Source organism: Streptomyces sp. NBC_00223 (assembly GCF_036199905.1).
GTDB lineage: Bacteria > Actinomycetota > Actinomycetes > Streptomycetales > Streptomycetaceae > Actinacidiphila.
Window position 1 is genome coordinate 791,496 of record NZ_CP108109.1, and the last position, 22,328, is coordinate 813,823.

Consider the following 22,328-nt stretch of genomic DNA (forward strand, 5'->3'; position numbering starts at 1 on the left):
ACCTGTGTCGGGTACTGGAAAACTGACAGCGGCGGCAAGGGACTTCTGGCGTGGGCGGCTGCTTCCGCTCCCGCGCGAGAGCGTCCTTCCCGTCGACTTCCCCTATCCGACGCGTCTTTCGGCGCCCGTGCTCACCCGGTCCCGCGCCCTGGGGTCCGGGCCGGCCGGCACGGTCGCCGAACTCGCCGCCTTCGTGGCGCTGTTGCACCGCTACGGCGGCGGCGCGGGCGAAGTGGCCGTCGCGCACGACGGTCTCCCGCTGCGGGTGGCGTGCGAGGACGGCACCACGTTCGCCGAGTTGTGCGACCGGGTCGCCGCCGTCCGCGAGGATGCCGCGGCGCACCGCGTACCGCTGTCCGCGCTGACGGCCGAGCTGCGGCCCGAACCGACGCGCGGCGGTGGGCTGTTGTGCAACACCGCTTTCGGCGAGGGGCGTTGGGACGGCGGTCCGCTGGACCTGGCGCTGCGCACGGACGGCGGCGAGGTCCACGCCACGTACTCCCCCGGTCTGTTCACCGCCGGCACCGTCGACCGGCTGCTGACCCACTACGCGACGCTCCTGGCGGACGCCGTGGCCCGGTCCGACCGCGCCGTCGGCGAACTGGAGCTGCTGGACGAGGCGGAGCGGCACCGCGTTCTTGTCGAGTGGAACGACACCGCGCACGACGTCCCCGCCGCGACCTGGCCGCAGATGTTCGCCGCGCAGGTCCGCGCCCGGCCCGACGAGACCGCCCTCGTCTTCGAGGACACCCGGCTCACCTACCGTGAACTCGACGCACGCGCCAACCGGCTGGCGCACGCGCTGACCGCCCGGGGCGCGGGCCCCGACCGCGTGGTGGCGCTGGCCGTGCCGCGCTCGGCCGAACTGATCGTCGCCCAGGTCGCGGTGCTCAAGTCCGGCGCCGCCTACCTGCCCGTCGACACCGACTACCCGGCCGACCGGGTCGGCTACATGCTCGCCGACGCGGCACCGGTCTGTGTGGTCACGACCGCCGAGGTGGCCGGCGACCTGCCCGAACTGCCCCCGGCCGCGACCGCCCTGCTGCTGGACACCGAGGAGACCGCCGCCGAACTGGCGGCCGCCCCGGCCCACGGCCCGGATCTCGGGGGACGGCTGTCCGTCGCCCACGCGGCCTACGTGATCTACACCTCCGGCTCCACCGGGCGTCCCAAGGGCGTCGTGCTGTCCCACGCCGGGGTCGCGGGGCTCGTCGCCACACAGACCGAGCGCTTCGGCATCGGACCGCACAGCCGGGTGCTGCAATTCGCCTCCCCCAGCTTCGACGTGGCCTTCTGGGACCTGTGCCTCGGCCTGCTCTCCGGCGGACGGCTCGTCGTCGTGCCGTCCGAGCGCCGGGTGCCCGGAGCGCCGCTGGCCGACTACGCCAACGCCCAGGGCGTCACCTTCATGATCCTGCCGCCGGCGCTGCTCGCCGCGATGCCGGACGACGTCCATCTGCCCGCAGGCGCGACACTGCTGGCCGGCACCGAGCGGGTCTCCCCCGAGCTGGTGCGCCGGTACGCGCGCGGCCGCATGATGTTCAACGCCTACGGCCCCACCGAGGCGACCACCAACTCCACCCTGGGCCTGTGCGACCCGGACACCCCGACCGGCACCGTCGTGCCCATCGGCGTACCCGATCCCGGCACCCGCGCCTATGTCCTCGACGGGCGGCTGCGGCCCGTGCCCGCCGGGGTCACCGGTGAGCTGTACCTCGGCGGATCGGGGCTCGCCCGGGGCTATCTCGGACGGCCCGACCTGACGGCCGAGCGCTTCGTCGCCGACCCGTACGGCCCGCCCGGCGAGCGGCTGTACCGCACCGGCGACCTGGTGCGGTGGAAGGCCGACGGACGGCTGGAGTTCCTCGGCCGCGTCGACAGCCAGCTCAAGATCCGCGGTTTCCGCGTCGAGCCGGGCGAGATCGAGTCCGTGCTGCGCGCCCACCCCCTGGTCGACCAGGCCGCCGTCGTGATCCGCGAGGACCGGCCGGGCGACCGCCGGCTCGCCGCGTACGTGGTGCCCTCGCTCGACGGCGAGGCGGAGGTCGCCGACTGGAAGGACCTGCACGAACTCCTCTACACCGCCGCGGGGTCCGAGGGCTTCCAGGAGAACTTCGCGGGCTGGAACAGCATGTACGACGGGCTGCCGATCCCGCTCGCGGAGATGCGCGAGTGGCGGGCGACGACGGTGGACCGGATCACCGCGCTGCGTCCGCGCCGCGTGCTGGAGATCGGCGTCGGCAGCGGCCTGCTGCTGTCACGTGTCGCGCCGGACTGCGAGGCGTACTGGGGCACCGACGTCTCCGAGCAGGCGATCCGCGCCCTCGACGAGCAGATCCGGGCCGAGCCGGGGCTCGCGGACCGGGTGGAGCTGCTGGCCCGCGCCGCGCACGACACCTCCGGGCTCCCGGAGGGCTGGTTCGACACGGTCGTCGTCAACTCCGTGGCCCAGTACTTCCCGAGCGCCGACTATCTGACGGACGTCCTGCGCAAGGCCGCGACCCTCCTGGCGCCCGGCGGCGCGCTCTTCGTCGGCGACGTCCGCAATCTGCGGCTGCTGCGCACCCTGCGGGCGGCGGTGGAGAGCGGGCGCACGGGCGCGGACGACAAGGACGCGCTGCGCGCGGCCGTGGACCGGTCGGTGGCGTGGGAGGGCGAACTGCTCCTGGACCCCGACTACTTCGCGTCACTGGAGGGCTTCACCGCCGACATCCGGGTCAAGCGCGGCACGCACCACAACGAGCTGACCCGCTACCGCTACGACGTGGTGCTCCGGCCCACGGGCACACCCGCGGAAGACGACCCGGCCGCCCCCGCCGCTCCCGCCGCCGAGATCGCGTGGTCGGCGCTCGGCGGCCTCGACGCCCTGTCCGCAGTGCTGTCCGGCGAGGGGCGCCCGGACCTGCTGCGGGTCGGCGCGGTGCCCAACGCCCGGCTGACGGAAGACCTGGCCGCGCTCGGCGCGCTCGACGGCAGCAGCGGCCCCGGCGCCGACGGCGTGGAGCCGGAGGCGCTGCGCGCGCTCGCCGCCCGCCACGGCTACCGGACCGCCCTCACCTGGGACGGCTCCGCCGCGGACGGCAGGCTGGACGCCGTGTTCGCGCGCGGCGACGACACCGCGTTCGGCACGCTCTACCGCCCCGGCGGCGCACACCCGCACGCCAACCGGCCCGCGCCCTTCCGCGACGTCGACCGGCTGATGCGTACCCTGCGCGCCCACGCCGCCGAACGGCTGCCCGCGTACATGGTCCCGGCCGCCCTCGTACCCCTCGACCGGCTGCCGGTCACCCCCAGCGGCAAGCTCGACAACGCGGGCCTGCCCGTGCCCGACTACGGCGCGCTCAGCTCCGGCCGTGCCCCGCGCGACGCCCGCGACGAACTGCTGTGCGGGCTGTACGCGCAGGTGCTCGGTCTGCGCTCGGTCACCATCGACGACGACTTCTTCGCCCTCGGCGGCGACAGCATCGTCGCCATCCAGCTGCTCGTCCTGGCCCGCCGGGCCGGACTGCGCCTCACGCCCAGGGATGTCTTCCGGCACCGCACGGTCGCCGCGCTCGCGGAAGTCGCCGAACCTGAAGGAGCCGACGGCGGCTCGGCGGGCACGGACACCGACGACCGCGCCCTGGTGCCCCTCACCGAGGACGAACTCGCCGCCCTCCAAGGCGACCACCCGGTCACCGTCGAAGAAGTGCTGCCGCTGAGCCCGCTCCAGGAGGGCTTCTTCTTCCACTCCCTGGTGGACGGCGCCGACCACGACACCTACGTCGTGCAGCAGGCGATCGAGCTGTCAGGACCGGTGGACGCCTCCGCCCTGCGCCTCGGCGCCGAACGGCTGCTGGACCGCCATGCCCCACTGCGCGCCTGCTTCCGGCAGCTCGCCGACGGCCGGCCGGTGCAGCTGACGGCCGCCCGGCCGGCGCTGCCGTGGCGGGAGGTGGACCTCACCTCCCGGGACGACGCGCTGCGCGGCACCCTCGCGGACGGGATCGCGGCCGACGAGCGGGCCCGCCCGTTCGACCTGGCCCGGGCGCCGCTGATGCGCCTGGCGCTGATCCGGCTCGGGGACGACCGTAGCCGACTGCTTCTGACGTTCCATCACATCGTCGCGGACGGCTGGTCGTTGCCGGTGATCCACCGCGAGCTGATGGCCCTGTACGGGGACGCGCCCGCCGCGCTGCCGGCCGTCGCCCCGTACCGCGCCCATCTGCGCCGGCTCGCCGCCGCCGACCGGGACGCGGCCCGCACGGCCTGGCACGACGCGCTCACCGGGCTGGAGCCGACCCGGCTGGCCGAGGTGCCCGCGGACGGCGGCCCGATCGAGCCCGCGCAGATCCGGGTCGAGCTGTCCGAGCGCGTCACCGCCCGGCTGGCGGCCCGCGCGCGGGAGCACGGAGTGACGCTCGGCACGGTGGTGCAGGGCGCGTGGGGCCTGCTGCTGGGCGGACTGACGGGACGTCAGGACGTGGTCTTCGGCACGACCGTCTCGGGCCGCGACACGGCCGTCGACGGCATCGAGTCGATGGTCGGCCTCTTCATCAACACCCTGCCGACCCGCTTCCGCTGGGCCCCCTCCGACCGGCTCGGGGAGCTGCTGAGGCGGTTGCAGGACGAGCAGAGCGCCCTGCTCGACCATCAGCACCTCGGCCTCGCCGAGGTGCAGCGTTTCGCCGGGCACTCCGACGCCGGTGACCTCTTCGACACCCTCGTGGTCTTCGAGAACTACCCGGCCGAGTCCGGGCCGACCGATCCGTCCGGCGCCGTCCGGATCACCGGGCACACCTTCCTCGACACGGTGCACTATCCGCTGGCGCTGATCGTCAAGCCGGGCCGCCGTCTCGACCTGCGGCTCAAGCACCACGCGCGGCGGCTCGACGCCGCGGCCGTCCAGGACGTCGCCGACCGGCTCGCCCGCGTGCTGCACGCGATCGCCGACGACCCCGGCACCCGTACCTCCGCCGACGTCGATCTGCTCTCCCCGCGCGAACGGGCCTCGGCCCATCTCCGGGGCTCCGCCCGCGCGGTCCCGGAGACCACGCTCGCCGCCGCCTTCGCGGCCCGGGCGGCCCGCACCCCGGACGCCACCGCCGTCGTCTTCGGTGACACGACGCTGAGCTACGCGGAACTGGACGCCCGCGCCGAGGCGCTCGCCCGCCGGCTGCGCGCCCGCGGCGCCCGGGCGGAGCGGTTCGTCGCCGTCGCCGTGCCGCGTTCGGCCGAACTCGTGGTCGCGCTCCTGGCCGTCCTGAAGTCCGGGGCCGGCTATCTGCCGGTCGATCTCGACTACCCGGCCGACCGCGTGGCCTACATGCTCGCCGACTCGGGCGCCGCCACGGTCGTGACCACGGCCGCCGCCGCGCCCCGGCTGCCCCGCGCGGACGGCCTGTCGGCGCTGGTCCTCGACGACGACGCCGCGGACACCGACGAGGACGCGTACCCGGAGTCCGTCCCGGCCGGCCCCGACTCCCCCGCCTATCTGATCTACACCTCCGGCTCGACCGGCCGCCCCAAGGGCGTCGTCGTCACCCACCGGGCCGTCGTCAACCGCCTGGCGTGGATGCAGGGCGAGTACGGGCTGACGCCGGACGACCGGGTGCTCCAGAAGACCCCGTCCAGCTTCGACGTGAGCGTGTGGGAGTTCTTCTGGCCGCTGTGCGAGGGCGCCGCGATCGTGCTCGCCGCGCCCGACGGGCACCGGGACCCGGTCTGTCTCGCGGAGCTGATCCGGGCCCGGGGCGTCACCACGACGCACTTCGTACCGTCGATGCTGGAAGCCTTCCTGAGCACGCCGGAGGTGACCGCCGACCCGTCGTGGGCGGCGAGCCTGCGCCGGGTGTTCAGCAGCGGCGAGGCGCTGGCCGGGGAGGCCGCTGCCCGCTGGCACGCGCTCACCGGAGTGCCGCTGCACAATCTGTACGGCCCGACCGAGGCCGCCGTGGACGTGACGTACCACCCGTACGACGGCGAGCCCGGTACGACCGTGCCCATCGGCCGGCCGGTGTGGAACACCGGGCTGCGTGTGCTGGACACCTGCCTGCGGCCGGTGCCCGCCGGTGTGCCCGGCGAGCTGTATCTGACCGGCGTGCAGTTGGCCCGCGGCTACCACGACCGCCCCGGGCTGACCGCCGACCGCTTCGTCGCCGACCCCTACGGCGACCCCGGCACGCGCATGTACCGCACCGGGGATCTCGTACGGCGCCGGGCGGACGGCACCGTCGTCTATCTGGGCCGCACCGACCGGCAGGTGAAGCTGCGCGGCAACCGGATCGAGCCCGGCGAGATCGAGGCCGCGCTCGTACGGGACGCGGGCGTGGCCCAGGCCGCGGTGACCGTACGGGAGCAGCGGCTGGTCGCGTACGTCGTCCCGGCACGCGGCGGGCGGACCGGCACCTCGGAGCTGCGCGCCGCTGCGGCCGCGGCGCTGCCCGCGCCCATGGTGCCCGACGCCTTCGTCGTGCTCGCCGCGCTGCCGCTCACGCCGAGCGGCAAGCTGGACCGCGCGGCGCTGCCCGCGCCCGAGGAGGAGCGGGCCGTGCCGCGCGCGCCCGCGACCGAGCGGGAGCAGCTGCTCACCGCGGTGTTCGCGGCCGTGCTGGGCCGGGACGAGGTCGGCGCGGACGACGACTTCTTCCTGCTCGGCGGCGACAGCATCAGCTCGATCGGCGTGTCCAGCCGGGCCCGCGCGGCGGGCCTGGAGCTGAGCCCGCGCGATGTGTTCGAGCACCGCACCCCCGCGGCCCTCGCGGTGGCGGCCTCCGCCACCGCGACGGCCGAAGCCGCTCCCGCGCCCGTCCCGTTGGAGCTGACCGCCGAGGAGTCGGCCCGCGTCCACGGCCTCACGGCGAGCCGGGTGGTGGACATCTGGCCGCTGGCCCCGCTCCAGGAGGGCCTGTTCTTCCACTCCACCTACGACGACGGCGCCCTGGACGTCTACACCGTCCACGAGTCCTTCGACTTCGCCGTGCGCCTGGACGCGGACCGGCTGCGCGCCGCCGCGCGCACCCTGCTGGCCCGCAACCCCAGCCTGCGGGCGGGGTTCACCAGCGAGGGGCAGCGCCGGCCGGTGCAGTTCATCGTCGAGGACCCGGCGGTCCCGCTGGAGGAGGTGGACCTGTCCGCGCTGCCTGCGGCCGACCAGGACGTACGGCTGCGCGCGCTGATGGACGAGGAGCGGTCCCGCCGCTTCGACCTGTCGGCGCCGCCGCTGTTCCGGATGCTGCTGGTCCGGCTCGGCGCGGAGCGCGGCGACCGGCTGGTCGTCGGACGCCATCTGATCCTGTGGGACGGCTGGTCCGCGTGGCTCCTGCTGGACCAGCTCTTCGATCTGTACGAGACGGGCGGCGACGACTCCGCGCTCCCCCGTCCCGGCTCCTACCGGGACTATCTGACCTGGCTCGACCGTCAGGACGACACCGCCGCCACCGCCGCCTGGCGCCGCGCGCTCGCCGGGCTGGAGGAGCCGACGCTGCTGGTGCCGGCCGCCGCCGACGCGGGCCTTGAGCCGGTCATTCCCGAGCAGTTGGACGTGCTGCTCCCCGCTGAGCTGGGCGAACTGCTGGTCGAGAGCGGGCGGGCGCACGGACTGACGCTGAACACCGTCCTCAACGCGGCGTGGGGGCTGACCCTCGCGTCGGCGACCGGCCGCACCGACGTGGTGTTCGGTACGACGGTGGCCGGCCGGCCCAGCGAGGTCCCCGACGTCGAGCACATCATCGGCATGTTCCTCAACACCGTGCCCGCGCGCGTCGCCTTCGACCCGGCCGAGCCGGTGCTCGACCTGCTGCGGCGGGTCCAGCGCGAGCGCCTGGAGCTGATGCCGTACGAGCATCTGGGCCTGGGTGTGCTCCAGGCCGAGACCGGGCACCGGCGGCTGTTCGACACACTGTTCGTGCTCCGCAACAACGACACCGGGGAACGTCTGGAGCGGCTGCGCGAGCGGCACGGCGCCTCCGCCGTCGCCAACGTCGACGCGACCCACTATCCCGTCAACCTCGTGGTGACACCGGGCCGACGCGTTCAGGTCACCCTCGCCCACCGCCCCGACACCGTCGGGCACGCCACGGCACGCGCGCTGCTGGACCGCTTCACCACGCTGCTGGAGCGGATGGCCCGGGACCTGGCAGCGCCGGTCGGCGGTCTCGACCCGCTGCTGCCGGGCGAACGCGCCGCGCTGGAGCGGCGGTGGGCGGACAGCCGGGTGCCCGTGCCGGAGGAGACCGTCGCCGATCTGCTCGCCGCCCAGGCGGCCCGCACCCCGGACGCCACGGCGCTGGTCTTCGGCGACCGGACCCTGACCTACGCCGCTCTCGACACGGCCGTGAACCGGATGGCCCGGCTGCTGCTGGCCCGGGGCGCGGGCCCGGAGCGGGTCGTCGCGCTCGGGCTGCCCCGGTCCACCGACATGGTCGTGGCGCTCTTCGCGGTGCTGCGCACCGGCGCCGCCTATCTGCCGCTCGAACTGGACTACCCGGCCGAACGCCTGTCCCTGATGCTCGGGGACGCCCGGCCGCTGCTCCTGCTCACCACGCGGGCCGTCTCGGCGGGACTTGAGGGCGATCTGCCGCGTGTCCTGCTCGACGACCCGGCGGTGACGGCGGAACTCGCGGCGCTGCCCGCCGGCCCGGTCGCGGTCTCGTTCAGCCCGGAGCACCCGGCCTATGTCATCTACACCTCGGGTTCCACCGGCCGCCCCAAGGGCGTTGTCACGCCCTACCGGGGTCTGACGAATATGCGGCTCAACCACCAGAAGGAGATCTTCGCCCCGGCCGTCGCCTCGGCCGGCGGGCGCCGGCTGCGCATCGCGCACACCGTCTCCTTCGCCTTCGACATGTCGTGGGAGGAACTGCTCTGGCTGGTCGAGGGCCATGAAGTGCACGTGTGCGACGAAGAGTTGCGGCGTGACGCCGAGGCCCTGGTGGCGTACTGCGAGCGGCACCGGATCGACGTCGTCAACGTCACCCCGACCTATGCCCGGCTGCTGATCGAGGAAGGACTGCTGGAGGGGCATGTCCCGCCGCTGGTGCTGCTCGGCGGCGAGGCCGTCTCCGAGACGGTGTGGTCGCGGCTGCGCGACACCGAGGGGACGTACGGCTACAACCTCTACGGCCCGACCGAGTACACGATCAACACGCTCGGCGGCGGCACGCACGACAGTGCCACCCCCACCGTCGGCCGGCCCATCCGCGGCACGCGCGCCCACATCCTCGACAGCTGGCTGCGGCCGGTGCCCGACGGTGTCCCCGGTGAGCTGTACATCGCGGGCGTCGGGCTCGCCCGCGGCTATCTCGACCGGCCGGGCCTGACCGCCGAGAGGTTCGTGGCCGACCCGTTCGGCCTGCCCGGCGAGCGTATGTACCGCACGGGCGACCTGGTGCGCCGTCGCCCGGGGTCCCCCGAGGCCGGCGGAGGCAATCTGGACTTCCTGGGCCGCACCGACGACCAGGTGAAGATCCGCGGCTACCGGGTCGAGCTCGGCGAGATCGAGACCGCGCTCAGCCGCCACCCGCAGGTGTCCCAGGCCGCCGTGCTCGTCCGCGAGGACCGGCTCGTCGGCTATGTCGTACCGGCCCAACTCGACGAGCGGGAGCGGAAGTCCGCGGAGGCGACCCGGGTCGGCGAGTGGCAGGAGATCTACTCCGACGAGTACGAGGAGATCTCCACCGCCGTCTTCGAGGAGGAGTACGCGGGCTGGGACAGCTCCTACGACGGACAGCCCATCCCCTTCGCGCACATGCACGAGTGGCGGGAGGCCACGCTCGCGCGCATCGGCGAGCTGCGGCCCCGCCGTGTCCTGGAGATCGGCGTCGGCTCCGGCCTGCTTCTGTCCCGTCTCGCGCCCGCGGCCGAGGCGTACTGGGCCACGGACTTCGCCGCCCCCGTCATCCGCAAGATCGGCGAGGACCTGCGCCGCGACCCGGAGCTGGCGGCGAAGGTGGAGCTGCGCTGCCGCCCGGCCGACGACCTGAGCGGCCTGCCCACCGGCTGGTTCGACACGATCGTCATCAACTCCGTCATCCAGTACTTCCCGAGCGCCGACTATCTGACCTCCGTCATCCGCGGCGCGATGGACCTGCTGGCCCCCGGCGGCGCGCTCTTCGTCGGCGACGTCCGCAATCTGCGGCTCGCCCGCACCTTCCACACCGAGATCCAGCGCGCCCGCGGCACGGCCGAGGACGCTGTGGACCGCGCGGTCGAGCGGGGTCTGCGGCTGGAGAAGGAACTCCTCGTCGACCCCGACTACTTCACGGCGCTCGGCTACCGCGTCGACCTGCGGACCAAGCGCGGCCGGCACCACAACGAGCTGACCCGGCATCGGTACGACGCGGTGCTGTACAAGGGCGAGCCCGATCTCGTCCTGGGCGGCGAACCGGTGACCGCGTGGGACCCGGAACTGCCCGGCCGGCTGCGCGCCGAGCGCCCGGAACGGCTGCGCGTCACGGGTGTTCCCGACGGCCGCACCCGGAGCGACGGCGTCGACCCGGAGACGCTGCACGACCTGGGCGCCGAGCTGGGCCTGCGCGTGCTGACCACCTGGTCGCGCGAAGCGGGCGCCTACGACGCGGTGTTCGTACCGGCCGGGGACCTCCGGCTGGCCGACGGGCTGTACGCGCCGGGCGGCGGCACGGCCCCGTACACCTCCGACCCGACCGCGGCCCGTGACGAGGCCGGTCTCGTACGGCGGCTGCGCGAGGACCTCAAGCGGCAACTGCCCGACTACATGGTCCCGGCGGCCTTCGTCACCCTTGACCGGCTGCCGATGAACGACAACGGGAAGCTGGACGTACGGGCGCTGCCCGACGCCGCACCCGCGGTCGCCACGGGCGGCGGCCGCGGCCCGCGCACCCCGCGCGAGGAGGTGCTGTGCCGGCTCTTCGCCGAGGTGCTGGCCCTGCCCTCGGTCGGGGCCGAGGACAACTTCTTCGACCTGGGCGGCCATTCGCTGCTCGCGACCCGGCTGGTCAGCCGCGCCCGTACCGAGCTGGGCGCCGAACTCGCCATCCGTGACCTCTTCGAGGCGCCCACGCCCGCGCTGCTGGCCGGTCGCGCGGAGGCCGGCGGGCCCGCCCGTCCGGCGGTCACCCCGGTGGTACGGCGGCCCGAGCGCGTTCCGCTGTCGGCGGCCCAGCGCCGGCTGTGGCTGGTGGAGCGGATCACCGGCGGAGGGGCGGCGTACAACTTCCCGCTGGTCGCGCGGCTGCGCGGTGAGCTGGACCCGGCGGCGCTGCGGCAGGCGCTGTGCGACGTGGCGGGCCGGCACGAGTCGCTGCGCACGCTCGTCGAGGTGGACGGCGGCGAACCCTGGCAGCGGATCGTCCCGGCGCCGCGGGCCGAGCCGTCGTTCGTCGTGACCGGGTGCGCCGAGGAGGAACTGCCCGCGCTGATCGGGTCGGCGCAGCGGCGCCCGTTCGATCTGTCGGCGGAACTCCCGCTGCGCTGCGAGGTGTTCCGGCTCGGCGCCGACGACCATGTGGTGGCGCTGGTGCTGCACCACATCACCACCGACGAGTGGTCCGACCGCCCGTTCCTCGCGGACCTCGACGCCGCCTACACCGCCCGCGCGGCGGGCCAGGCGCCGAGTTGGACACCGCTGCCCGCGCAGTACGCCGACTACACGCTCTGGCAGGAGCGGCTGCTGTCCCAGGTCGGCGAGCGGCAACTCGCCTACTGGACCGAGCGGTTGCGCGGGCTGCCCGAGGAGCTGGCGCTGCCGCTGGACCGGCCGCGCCCCGCGGAGTCCACCGGGCGCGGCGGCACGGTACGGCGCGAGGTGCCGTCCGAGGTCGGGCGGGCGCTGCGCGAGCTGTCCGCCGCGACGGGGACCAGTATGTTCATGGTGTTCCAGGCGGCCACGGCCGCTCTGCTGCACCGGCTGGGCGCGGGTGACGACATCCCGCTCGGCGCGCCGATCTCGGGACGCACGGACAGCGCGCTGGACGAGCTGGTCGGCTTCTTCGTCAACACCCTCGTCCTGCGGACCGATCTGTCCGGGGACGAGCTGACGTTCCGTCAACTGCTCCGCCGGGTAAGAGAGTCCGCGCTGGCCGCCTTCGAGCACCAGGACCTGCCCTTCGACCGGGTCGTGGAGGCCGTCAACCCGCCCCGCGTCGCGGGCCGCAACCCGCTGTTCCAGGTGATGCTGGGCTACCACTACCGGCCCGACGGCGACCCGGACCTGCTGGGACTGCCGGCGCGGTGGTCCGACATGGACACCGGCACGGCCAAGTTCGACCTCGACTTCACCTGCGTGGACCAGGGCGAGGCGGGCCGGATGACGCTGCTGCTGGAGTACGCGGCCGACCTCGTGGACCCGGGGACGGCCGGGCTGCTGATCGACCGGCTGGTACTGCTGCTGCGGCAGGCCGCGCAGGACCCCGACCGCGAGGTGCGCGCGCTCGATGTGCTCACCGCCGCCGAGCGGGAGGCGTCGACCGGAAGCTGGAACGACACCGCCCACCCGCTGGAGACGCGGGCGGTGCCGGAGATCCTGGCCGACACCGTACGAGCACATCCGGACCGCACGGCCCTGGTCACGGGCGACGGGCGGCTGACCTTCGCCGAGCTGGGCGCCCGGGTGGACGCCCTCGCCGCCCTGCTGCGGCGGCACGGCGCCGGGGAGGGCGCCGTGGTGGCGCTGGCCCTGCCGCGACGCGAGATCGTCCCGGCGATCCTCGGTGTGCTGGCCTCCGGCGCGGCCTATCTGCCGCTGGACCCCGAACACCCGGCTCAGCGCCTGGAGTTCATGCTGACCGACGCGGCCCCGGTGTGCGTGCTGACCACCGCGGCCCTGGCCGACCGGGTACCCGCGACGCCGGGCGTCGAGCGGCTGCTCCTGGACGGACCGCTCCCGACCGCCGGGGTACGCGAACCCGTCGCGTACCCGCCGCTCCCGGCCGCCGGGGTAGGGGAACCCGTCGCGTACCCGCCGCTGTCGGCCGCGTACACGATCTACACCTCCGGCTCCACCGGCACGCCCAAGGGCGTCGTGGGCACCCACCGCGGTCTGGGCAACCTCTTCGGCGCGCATCTGCGGGACCTGATCGGCCCGGCCGTACGCGACACCGGGCGCGAGCGGCTGCGGGCCGTGCACAACGCGTCGTTCAGCTTCGACGGCTCCTGGGACCCGCTGCTGTGGCTGCTCGCGGGCCATGAGCTGCACGTCCCCGACGAGACCACCGTGCTGGACCCGGCCGCGCTGCTCGCGTACATCGAGCGGGCGGGGATCGACTACGTCGACCTCACGCCCACCTATCTGCGCGAACTGACGCACCACGGCTTCCTGGCGTCGGGCAGCCGGGTCCCCGCCGTCCTGTCCGTCGGTGGCGAGGCGACCCCCGCCGCGCTGTGGCGGCGGCTGACGGAACTGCCCGGCACGGCCGTGCACGACCTGTACGGGCCCACCGAGTGCGCGGTCGACGCCTACGGCTGGCACAGCGGCGGCACGGACGGCCGGCACAGCGGCGGCACCGACTGGGCGGCCCCGGTGGACAACATCCGCGCCCACGTGCTGGACGAGCGGCTGCGGCCGGCGCCCGTCGGGGTGCCCGGCGAGCTGTATCTGTCCGGCGAGGGGCTGGCCCGCGGCTACCTCAACCGTCCGGCGCTGACCGCCGGCCGCTTCGTCGCCGACCCCTTCGGCGGGCCGGGCGCGCGCATGTACCGCACGGGCGACCTGGTGCGGCGCCGCGCCGACGGGACGCTCGCCTTCCTCGGCCGCGCCGACGACCAGGTCAAGCTGCGCGGTTTCCGGGTCGAGCCGGGCGAGATCGAGTCCGTCGTCGCCACGCACCCGGACGTGTCCGCCGCGGCCGTCGTCGTCCGCGAGGACCAACCGGGCGTGCCCCGGCTCGTCGCGTACGTGGTGCCCGCCTCCGGCGGCGCGGCCGACCGGGCGTCCCTGCGCGCCCACGCGGCGGCGAGGCTGCCCGAGCACATGGTGCCGGCCGCCTTCGTCGCGCTCGACGCGCTGCCGCGCACGGTCAACGGCAAGCTCGACCGGTCCGCGCTGCCCGCCCCGGACTTCGCCCCGGCCGCGGCCGGCCGCCTGCCGCGCACCCCGCGCGAGGAGGCGCTGTGCGAGCTGTTCGCGGCCGCCCTGGAGGTGGAGCGGGTCGGTGTCGACGACGACTTCTTCGCCCTGGGCGGCCACTCGCTGCTCGCGATGCGGCTGGTCAGCCGGATCCGTACGGTCCTGGGCGCCGAGGTGTCGCTGCGCACGGTCTTCGACGCACCGACCGTCGCCCGGATCGCGGCGTGCCTGGACGAGGAGCGCGACCGGTCCCGTCCCGCGCTCGGCGCGGACCGCCCGCACCCGGAGCGGCTGCCGCTGTCCTCCGCCCAGCGGCGGCTGTGGCTGCTGCACCAGGTCGACGGCCCGAACACGGCGTACAACATCCCGGCCGCGTGGCGGATCACCGGTGCCCTGGACCGCGCCGCGCTGCAAGCGGCGGTCGACGACCTCGTCGCCCGGCACGCCGCCCTGCGCACGGTCTTCCCGGCCGAGGACGGCGTGCCGTACCAGCGGGTCCTGGACCCCGGGCAGGCGCGCGTCGAGATCCGCACCGAGCCGTACGACGCCCTCGCGCGGGCGGCCGGCCATGTCTTCGACCTCGCGCACGAACCGCCGCTGCGGGTCTCGCTGTGCGCGACCGGGCCCGACGAGCACGTCCTGCTGCTCCTGCTGCACCACATCGCCACCGACGAGTGGTCCGACCGGCCGCTGCTGGCCGACCTGAGCGCCGCCTACGCGGCGCGCGCGGCGGGCCGCGCCCCCGACTGGGCGCCGCTGCCGGTGAGTTACGCCGACTACGCCCTGTGGCAGCGGGAGCTGCTTGAGGAGACCGGCGAGGATCTGCTCGCCTACTGGACCCGGCAGTTGAGCGATCTGCCCGCGGAACTGGCGCTGCCCGCCGACCGGCCCCGGCCCGCGGAGTCCGGGCACGCCGGCGGCACGGTCGGCTTCACCGTCCCGCCGGAGCTGGAGGGCAGGCTGCGCGAGCTGGCCCGCCGCGAGGGCACCAGCCTGTTCATGGTCACGCAGGCCGCGGTGGCCGCGCTGCTGCACCGGCTCGGCGCGGGCGACGACATCCCGCTGGGCGTACCGGTGTCGGGACGCGGCGACGAGCAACTGGAGAACCTGGTCGGCTGCTTCGTCAACTCGCTGGTGCTGCGCACCGATCTGTCCGGGGACCCCGCGTTCACGGAGGTGCTGCGCCGGGTGCGGGAGACCGACCTCGCCGCCTACGAGCACCAGGACCTGCCCTTCGAGCGGCTGGTCGAGGAGCTGAACCCCACGCGTTCGCTGGCCCGGCACCCGCTGTTCCAGGTGATGGTCGTGCACATCGCCGGACGCGGCGGCGCCCCGGACCTTGCCGGTCTTGAGGTGCGTCCTGAGCCGGTCGGCCAGGACACCGCGAAGTTCGACCTCGGCTTCGACTTCGTCGAGCAGGGTGTGGGCCGCGGGATCGAGGGCTGGATCGAGTACAGCGCCGACCTCTTCGAGCGGTCGACCGCCGAGGCGCTGGGCCGGCGCCTGGTCGGCCTGCTGGAGCAGGTCGCGGACACCCCCGAGCGGCCGGTCGGACAGCTGGACGTCCTCGGGCCCGACGAGCGCGAGGCGGTGCTCGACGGCTGGAACGCCACCTCCCACGAGGTGCCCGCGCCGACCCTGCCGGAGCTCTTCCGGGCCCAGGCCGAGCGGACACCGACGGCGACCGCGCTGGTCTTCGAGGACACCGAACTGACCTACGCCGAGCTGGACTCGCGCGTCGAGCGGCTGGCGCGCGCCCTGGCGGGGGCGGGCGTCGGCCCGGAGACCACGGTCGCCGTCGCCCTGCCGCGCTCGACGGCGCTGGTGGTGGCCTTGCTGGCGGTGCACCGGGCGGGCGGCGCCTATCTGCCGCTCGACACCGACTACCCGGCCGAACGGCTGGCGTTCATGCTCGCCGACGCCCGGCCGGCCTGCGTGATCACCACCGAGGGCGTCACGCTCCCGGACTCCGGCGCCCCCCGCCTGCCGGTCGACGCCGGGGGAACACCCGCCGGGGACACCGACGCCGGTCGCGCACTGCCGGAGTCGTACGACCCGCGGCACCCGGCATACGTGATCTACACCTCGGGGTCGACCGGCCGGCCCAAGGGCGTGGTCGTGCCGCAGTCGGGCATCGTCAACCGGCTGCTGTGGATGCGGGACACCTACGGGATCGGCCCGGCAGAGCGCGTGCTCCAGAAGACCCCGTCGAGTTTCGACGTGTCGGTGTGGGAGTTCTTCCTGCCGCTGATCTCGGGCGCGACGCTGGTCGTGGCGCGGCCGGAGGGGCACAAGGACCCGGCGTACCTGGCCGGACTGATCGCCGGGCAGGGCGTCACCACCGCGCACTTCGTGCCGTCGATGCTCCGGGCGTTCCTGGCGGAGCCTTCCGCCGCCGGCGCCGCGGGCGTCCTGCGGCGGGTGGTGTGCAGCGGCGAGGCGCTGCCGGCGCCGCTGGCGGAGCGGTTCCACCAGGTGCTGGCCGGTGTGGAGTTGCACAATCTGTACGGGCCCACCGAGGCGTCCGTCGACGTCACCGCCCGGCAGGTCGCCCCCGGGGCGGCCGCCGTCCCGATCGGCCGCCCGGTGTGGAACACCAGGACCTATGTGCTGGACGGCTCCCTACGGCCGCAACCGCCGGGCGTGCCCGGGGAGTTGTATCTCGCGGGCGCGCAGCTGGCCCGCGGCTACCTCGGCCGGGCGGCCCTGACCGCCGAGCGGTTCACCGCCGATCCGTACGGCCCGGCGGGCGCGCGGATGTACCGCACGGGCGACCTGGCGCGCTGGACCCGGGACGGCGAACTGGAGTACCTGGGCCGGGTCGACGACCAGGTCAAGCTGCGCGGTTTCCGGGTCGAACCGGGCGAGATCGAAGCGGTACTGGCCCGGCACCCGGCCGTCGCCCACGCCGCCGTCCTCGTCCGTGACGAGCGGCTGGTGGCCTACGCGGTGCCGGCCGCCGGACAGCGGCCGCAGGCAGCGGAGTTGCGGGCCCACGTGGCGGCGGAACTGCCGGAGCACATGGTGCCGTCCGCGTTCCTGGTCCTCGACGGCCTGCCGCTCACCCCGAGCGGGAAGCTCGACCGCCGGGCCCTGCCCGCGCCGGACTTCGCGGCCGAAGTGTCCGAGACGGCGCCGCGCACCCCGCGCGAGGAGCTGCTGTGCGGGCTGATCGCCGGGGTGCTGGGGCTCGAACGCGTCGGCCCCGACGACGACTTCTTCGCGCTGGGCGGCGAGAGCATCATCGCGATGCAGCTGGTCGGCCGGGTCCGGGCCGCCGGGCTGACGATCAGCCCCCGGGATGTCTTCCGGCACCGGACGGCCGCCGCCCTGGCCGCGGTCGCAGGTGACGCGGTGGCGCCCGCCGCCGACGACGGCGCCGGGCTGCTGCCCGCGCTCACCGACGACGAGCGGGCGGAACTCAGCGCCACAGCGGGCGCGGAAGTGCTGCCGCTGTCCCCGCTCCAGGCCGGGCTGCTCTTCCACGCCTCCTTCGACTCCGGCGACACCGGCCCGGACGTCTACACCGTCCAGGTGTCGTACGAGGTCGAGGGCGCCCTGGACCCGGCGCGGGTGCGGGCGGCGGGACAGGCCCTGCTGGACCGGCACGAGAGCCTGCGGTCGGGCTTCCGCTATCTGTCCTCCGGGCGGACCGTGGCCGTCGTCCCGAGGTCCGTGCCGCTGCCCTGGCGGCAGGTGGACCTGACCGGCCGCGCGGACACGGCGGCCGAGTGGGACCGGCTGCTGCTCCAGGAGCGGCGGCGCTTCGACCCCGCGCAGCCGCCCCTGCTGCGGCTGCTGCTGGTGCGACTGGGCGAGCGGCGCCACCGGCTCGTGCTGTCCCATCAGCATCTGCTGCTGGACGGCTGGTCGGTGCCGCGTCTGGTCGCCGAGCTGTGGGAGCTGTACGAGGGCAAGGTGCCGCCCGCGCCGGTCCCGTACCGCGAGTATCTGCGGTGGCTCGGCCGCCAGGACACGGCCGCCTCGGCCGCCGCGTGGGCGCAGGCGCTCGAAGGTCTGGACGAGCCGACCCGGCTGGTGCCGGCCGACCCCAACCGGGCGCCGGTCGTCCCGGCCACGCACACCGTCGAGCTGGACGCCGAACTGACCGCCGGGCTCACCGCGTTCGCCCGAAGTCGCGGGCTGACCGTGAACACCCTGGTCCAGGGTGCCTGGGGGATTGTGCTGGCGCGGCTGACCGGACGCGAGGACGTGGTCTTCGGCGCGACCGTCGCCGGACGGCCGCCGGAGCTGGACGGGGTCGACGCGATGATCGGCCTGTTCATCAACACCGTGCCGGTACGGGTGCGGCCGCTCGACCGGGAACCGGTGGGCGCCTTCCTGGGCCGGTTGCAGGACGAGCAGTCCCGGCTGATGGACCATCAGTATCTGGGCCTTTCCGACATCCAGCGCGGCGCGGGACTCGGCGAACTCTTCGACAGCCTCGTCGTCTTCGAGTCGTATCCCGTCGCGGACGACCCGGAGTCCGACGGGCCCCGCAGCACCGTCCTTGACCATGAGGACTCCACGCACTACCCGTTCGCGTGGGCCGTCGAGCCGGGCGAACGGCTGCGGCTGACGGCGGAGTTCCGGCCCGATCTGTTCACGCCGGAGCGGGCCGCACAGATCGCGGACGCGATGACCGCCCTGTTCGCGGCGATGGCCGCCGACCCGGAGCTGCCGGTGGGACGGCTCGACGTCCTCACGCCCGCCACCCGCCGTACGGTCCTGGACACGTGGAACGACAACGCCCTGCCCGCTCCGGCGACCACCGTGCCCGCGCTCTTCGCGGCGCAGGTCGCGGCCTCCCCCGACGCGGTCGCCGTCACCGACGGAACGGTCACCTGGACCTTCGCCGAACTCGACGCCCGGGCCGAGCGGTTGGCACGGGTGCTCGCCGCCCGGGGAGCGGGCCCCGAGCGGTACGTGGCGCTGTCGCTGCCGCGCACGGCCGAGCACATCACCGCGATCCTGGGGGTGCTCAAAGCGGGCGCGGCCTATCTGCCGCTCGACGCGGACCTGCCCGCCGAGCGGGTGCGCGACATGCTCGCCGACACCCGTCCGTGCCTGGTCCTGACCACGGCCGAACGAGCCGCCGCGCTGCCCGTACCGGATCCGGCCGTACCGGACCTGCCCGTGCTGCTGATCGACACCCTCGACGCTCTCGACGGCGAGCCGGAGCGGGAGCCGGTGGCACCGGCCCCCGGTCACCCGGCGTATGTCATTTACACCTCGGGCTCGACCGGCCGACCCAAGGGGGTCGTGGTCACCCACGGCAGCGTCGCCAACCTCTTTCACAGTCACCGCCACGATCTGCACGACCGCGCCAAGGAGTTGACCGGCCGGCGGCATCTGCGGGTGGGGCACGCCTGGTCGTTCTCCTTCGACGCGTCCTGGCAGCCGCAGCTGTGGCTGCTTGACGGGCACGCCCTGCACATCGTGGACGACGAGACCCGGCGCGACCCCGAACTGCTCGCCGCCCTGATCCGGGACAGGGAGCTGGACTTCATCGAGGTCACGCCGTCCTTCCTGGCGCAGATGGCCGCGGTCGGCCTGATCCGGGACGGTGTGTGCCCGCTGGCCGTGGTCGGAGTCGGCGGTGAGGCCGTGCCGGACTCGCTCTGGACCGAGTTGGGATCGCTGCGCACCACGGAGGCGTTCAATCTCTACGGGCCCACCGAGGCGACCGTCGACGCCCTCGTGGGCCGGGTCCGTGACAGCGACCGCCCGGTCGTCGGCCGCCCGGTGCACAACTCGCGGGCGTATGTCCTGGACGCGGCGCTGCGTCCGGTGCTGCCCGGTGTCACCGGGGAGCTGTATCTGTCGGGTGCGGGGCTGGCCCGCGGCTATCTCGGCCGCCCGGATCTGACGGCCGAGCGGTTCGTCGCCGATCCGTACGGGCCGGCGGGCGCGCGGATGTACCGCACGGGCGACCTGGCCCGGTGGACCCCGGACGGTCTGCTGGAGTACGCCGGCCGGTCCGACGACCAGGTCAAGATCCGCGGCTACCGCATCGAACTGGCCGAGGTGGAGGCCGCGTTGGACACACACCCGGCGGTCGGGCGGGCCGTGGTCGTCGTCCGCGAGGACCGGCCCCGGGTCAGGCAGCTGGTCGGCTATGTCGTCCCCGCCGAGGGCGCGGTCGCCGATCCGGCGGCGCTGCGGGCGCACGTGGCGGCCACATTGCCGGAGTACATGGTGCCGGCGGCCGTCGTGGTGCTGGACCGGCTGCCGCTGCTGAGCAACGGCAAGACGGACCGCAAGGCGCTGCCCGCGCCGGACTTCACGGCGGCGACGGGCGGCCGCGGGCCGGCGAACGAGACCGAGCGCGCCCTGTGCGCGGTCTTCGCCGAGGTGCTGGGCCTGGCGGAGGAGTCCGTCGGCACCGACGACGACTTCTTCGCGCTCGGCGGCGACAGCATCGTCGCCATGCAGCTGGTGGTACGGGCCCGCGCGGCGGGCTGGCGGGTCACCCCGCGCCAGGTGTTCCAGCACCGCGACGTGGGCGCGCTGGCGGCGGTCGCCGTGCCGCTGGCCCCCCAGGACCGGGCCGTGACCCACGACGACGGCACCGGCCCGGTCCCGCTCACGCCGATCATGCACGCGCTGCGCGAGCGCGGCGGCCCGATCCGCGGCTACCACCAGGCGGCGCTGCTGCGCACCCCCGCGGGCCTGGACGAGGAGCAACTGCTCTCGGTGCTGCGGGCGGTGGCCGACCGGCACGACATGCTGCGGGCCCGGCTGGAGCGGACCCGTACCGGGCCCGGGGAGACCTGGGCGCTGCGTGTGCCTGCGCCCGGTACGGCCGATGTCGCGTCCTGGCTGAGCCGCGCCGATGCGGCCGGCGCCGACGACGCGGCGCTGCGCTCGGTGATCGCCGAGCGCGCGGCCGGCGCGCGGGACGGACTCGACCCGGACACCGGCGACATGGTGCGGGCGGTCTGGTTCGACGCGGGTCCGGAGCGTCCCGGGCGGCTGCTGCTGCTCGTCCACCACCTGGTGATCGACGGGGTCTCCTGGCGTGTCCTGCTGCCCGACCTCGCCGCCGCCTGGGAGGCCGTCTCGGCAGGGCGCGCCCCCGACCTCCCCCCGGTCGACATCTCCTTCCGCCGCTGGTCGGAACTGCTGGCGGCGCGGGCGAAGGACCCGGCGCGCGAGGATGAACTCCCGCTGTGGACCTCGGTCCTGGCCGAGGGCGCCGCCCTGCCGCTGGACCGGCCGCTGGACCCGGCGCGGGACACCGTCGAGACCACCCGCTATCTGTCGCTGACGCTGCCCGCCGAGGTGACCGGGCCGCTGCTGGGCCGGGTGCCGGCCGCTTACGGCGCCACCGTCAACGACGTACTGCTGACGGGGTTCGCACTGGCGGTGGCCGACTGGCGCGGGCGGATCCTGGAATCGGGCGCGTCCGGCGGCTCGGGCGGGCCCGGTGGTTCGGGCGGGCCCGGCGGCTCGGGCGGGCCCGGTGGTTCGGGTAGCCCGGGCGGCTCGGGGAATGCCGTACTGGTGGACCTGGAGGGCCACGGCCGCGAGGAGGAGCTGTCCGGCGGGGCCGATCTGTCCCGTACGGTGGGCTGGTTCACCAGCGTCGTCCCGGTCCGGCTGGACCCGGGCGCCGTCGACCTGGCCGACGCCTTCGCCGGCGGCCCGGCCCTGGACGAGGCCCTGGCCCGGGTCAAGGAAGCGCTGGCGGCCCCGCCCGTGGCGGGCACCGGCCACGGTCTGCTGCGGCACCTCAACCCGCTGACCGCGCCGGAGCTGGCACGGCTCGGCGAACCACAGATCGAGTTCAACTACATGGGCCGCTTCGAGCACCCCGAGGCCGCCGACTGGTCGTACGCCGAGGAGAGCGACGCCGCCGACCTCGACGCCGACCCGGGCATGCCGATGTCGCACGCCCTCACCCTCAACGCCCTGACCGAGGACCGCCCCGGCGGTCCGGAGCTGGGCGCCCACTGGGCCTATGCCGCCGGTCTCCTCACCGAGGAGGCCGTACGGGACCTGGCACGGACCTGGTTCCTGGCCCTGGAAGCCCTCGTCAAGCGAAAGGAAGCTGGAGCATGAGCAACCCCTTCGAGAACCCGGAGGGCGTCTACCTCGTCCTCGTCAACGACGAGGGCCAGCACAGCCTGTGGCCGGACTTCGTCGACACCCCGGCGGGCTGGACGGCCGTCCACGGCCCGGCCGGCCGCCAGGAGTGCCTGGAGTACGTCGAGACGCACTGGACGGACATGCGCCCCAAGAGCCTCATCGAGGGGTAGTCCGGGGCGCGCGGACAGAGAACACGCGGACAAAGAAAAGGGGG

General features: G+C 74.7%; 2 protein-coding genes. Both read left to right on the forward strand.

The window, feature by feature from the left end:
- The first annotated feature begins 4 nt into the window (after positions 1–4).
- Complete coding sequence (locus OHA30_RS03345) at positions 5–22,087, forward strand: non-ribosomal peptide synthase/polyketide synthase (RefSeq protein WP_405785862.1); 22,083 nt, start codon at positions 5–7, stop codon at positions 22,085–22,087.
- Positions 22,084–22,284: an MbtH family protein gene (locus tag OHA30_RS03350; protein WP_328912281.1), complete on the forward strand. Its 201-nt coding sequence runs from the start codon at positions 22,084–22,086 to the stop codon at positions 22,282–22,284. The genes OHA30_RS03345 and OHA30_RS03350 overlap by 4 nt, the downstream gene beginning before the upstream one ends.
- The last annotated feature ends 44 nt before the right edge of the window (positions 22,285–22,328 follow it).

Excerpts from the sequence above, each read along its gene's own strand:
- OHA30_RS03350 (WP_328912281.1), top strand. The coding sequence starts at position 22,084 with ATGAGCAACCCCTTCGAGAACCCGGAGGGCGTCTACCTCGTCCTCGTC.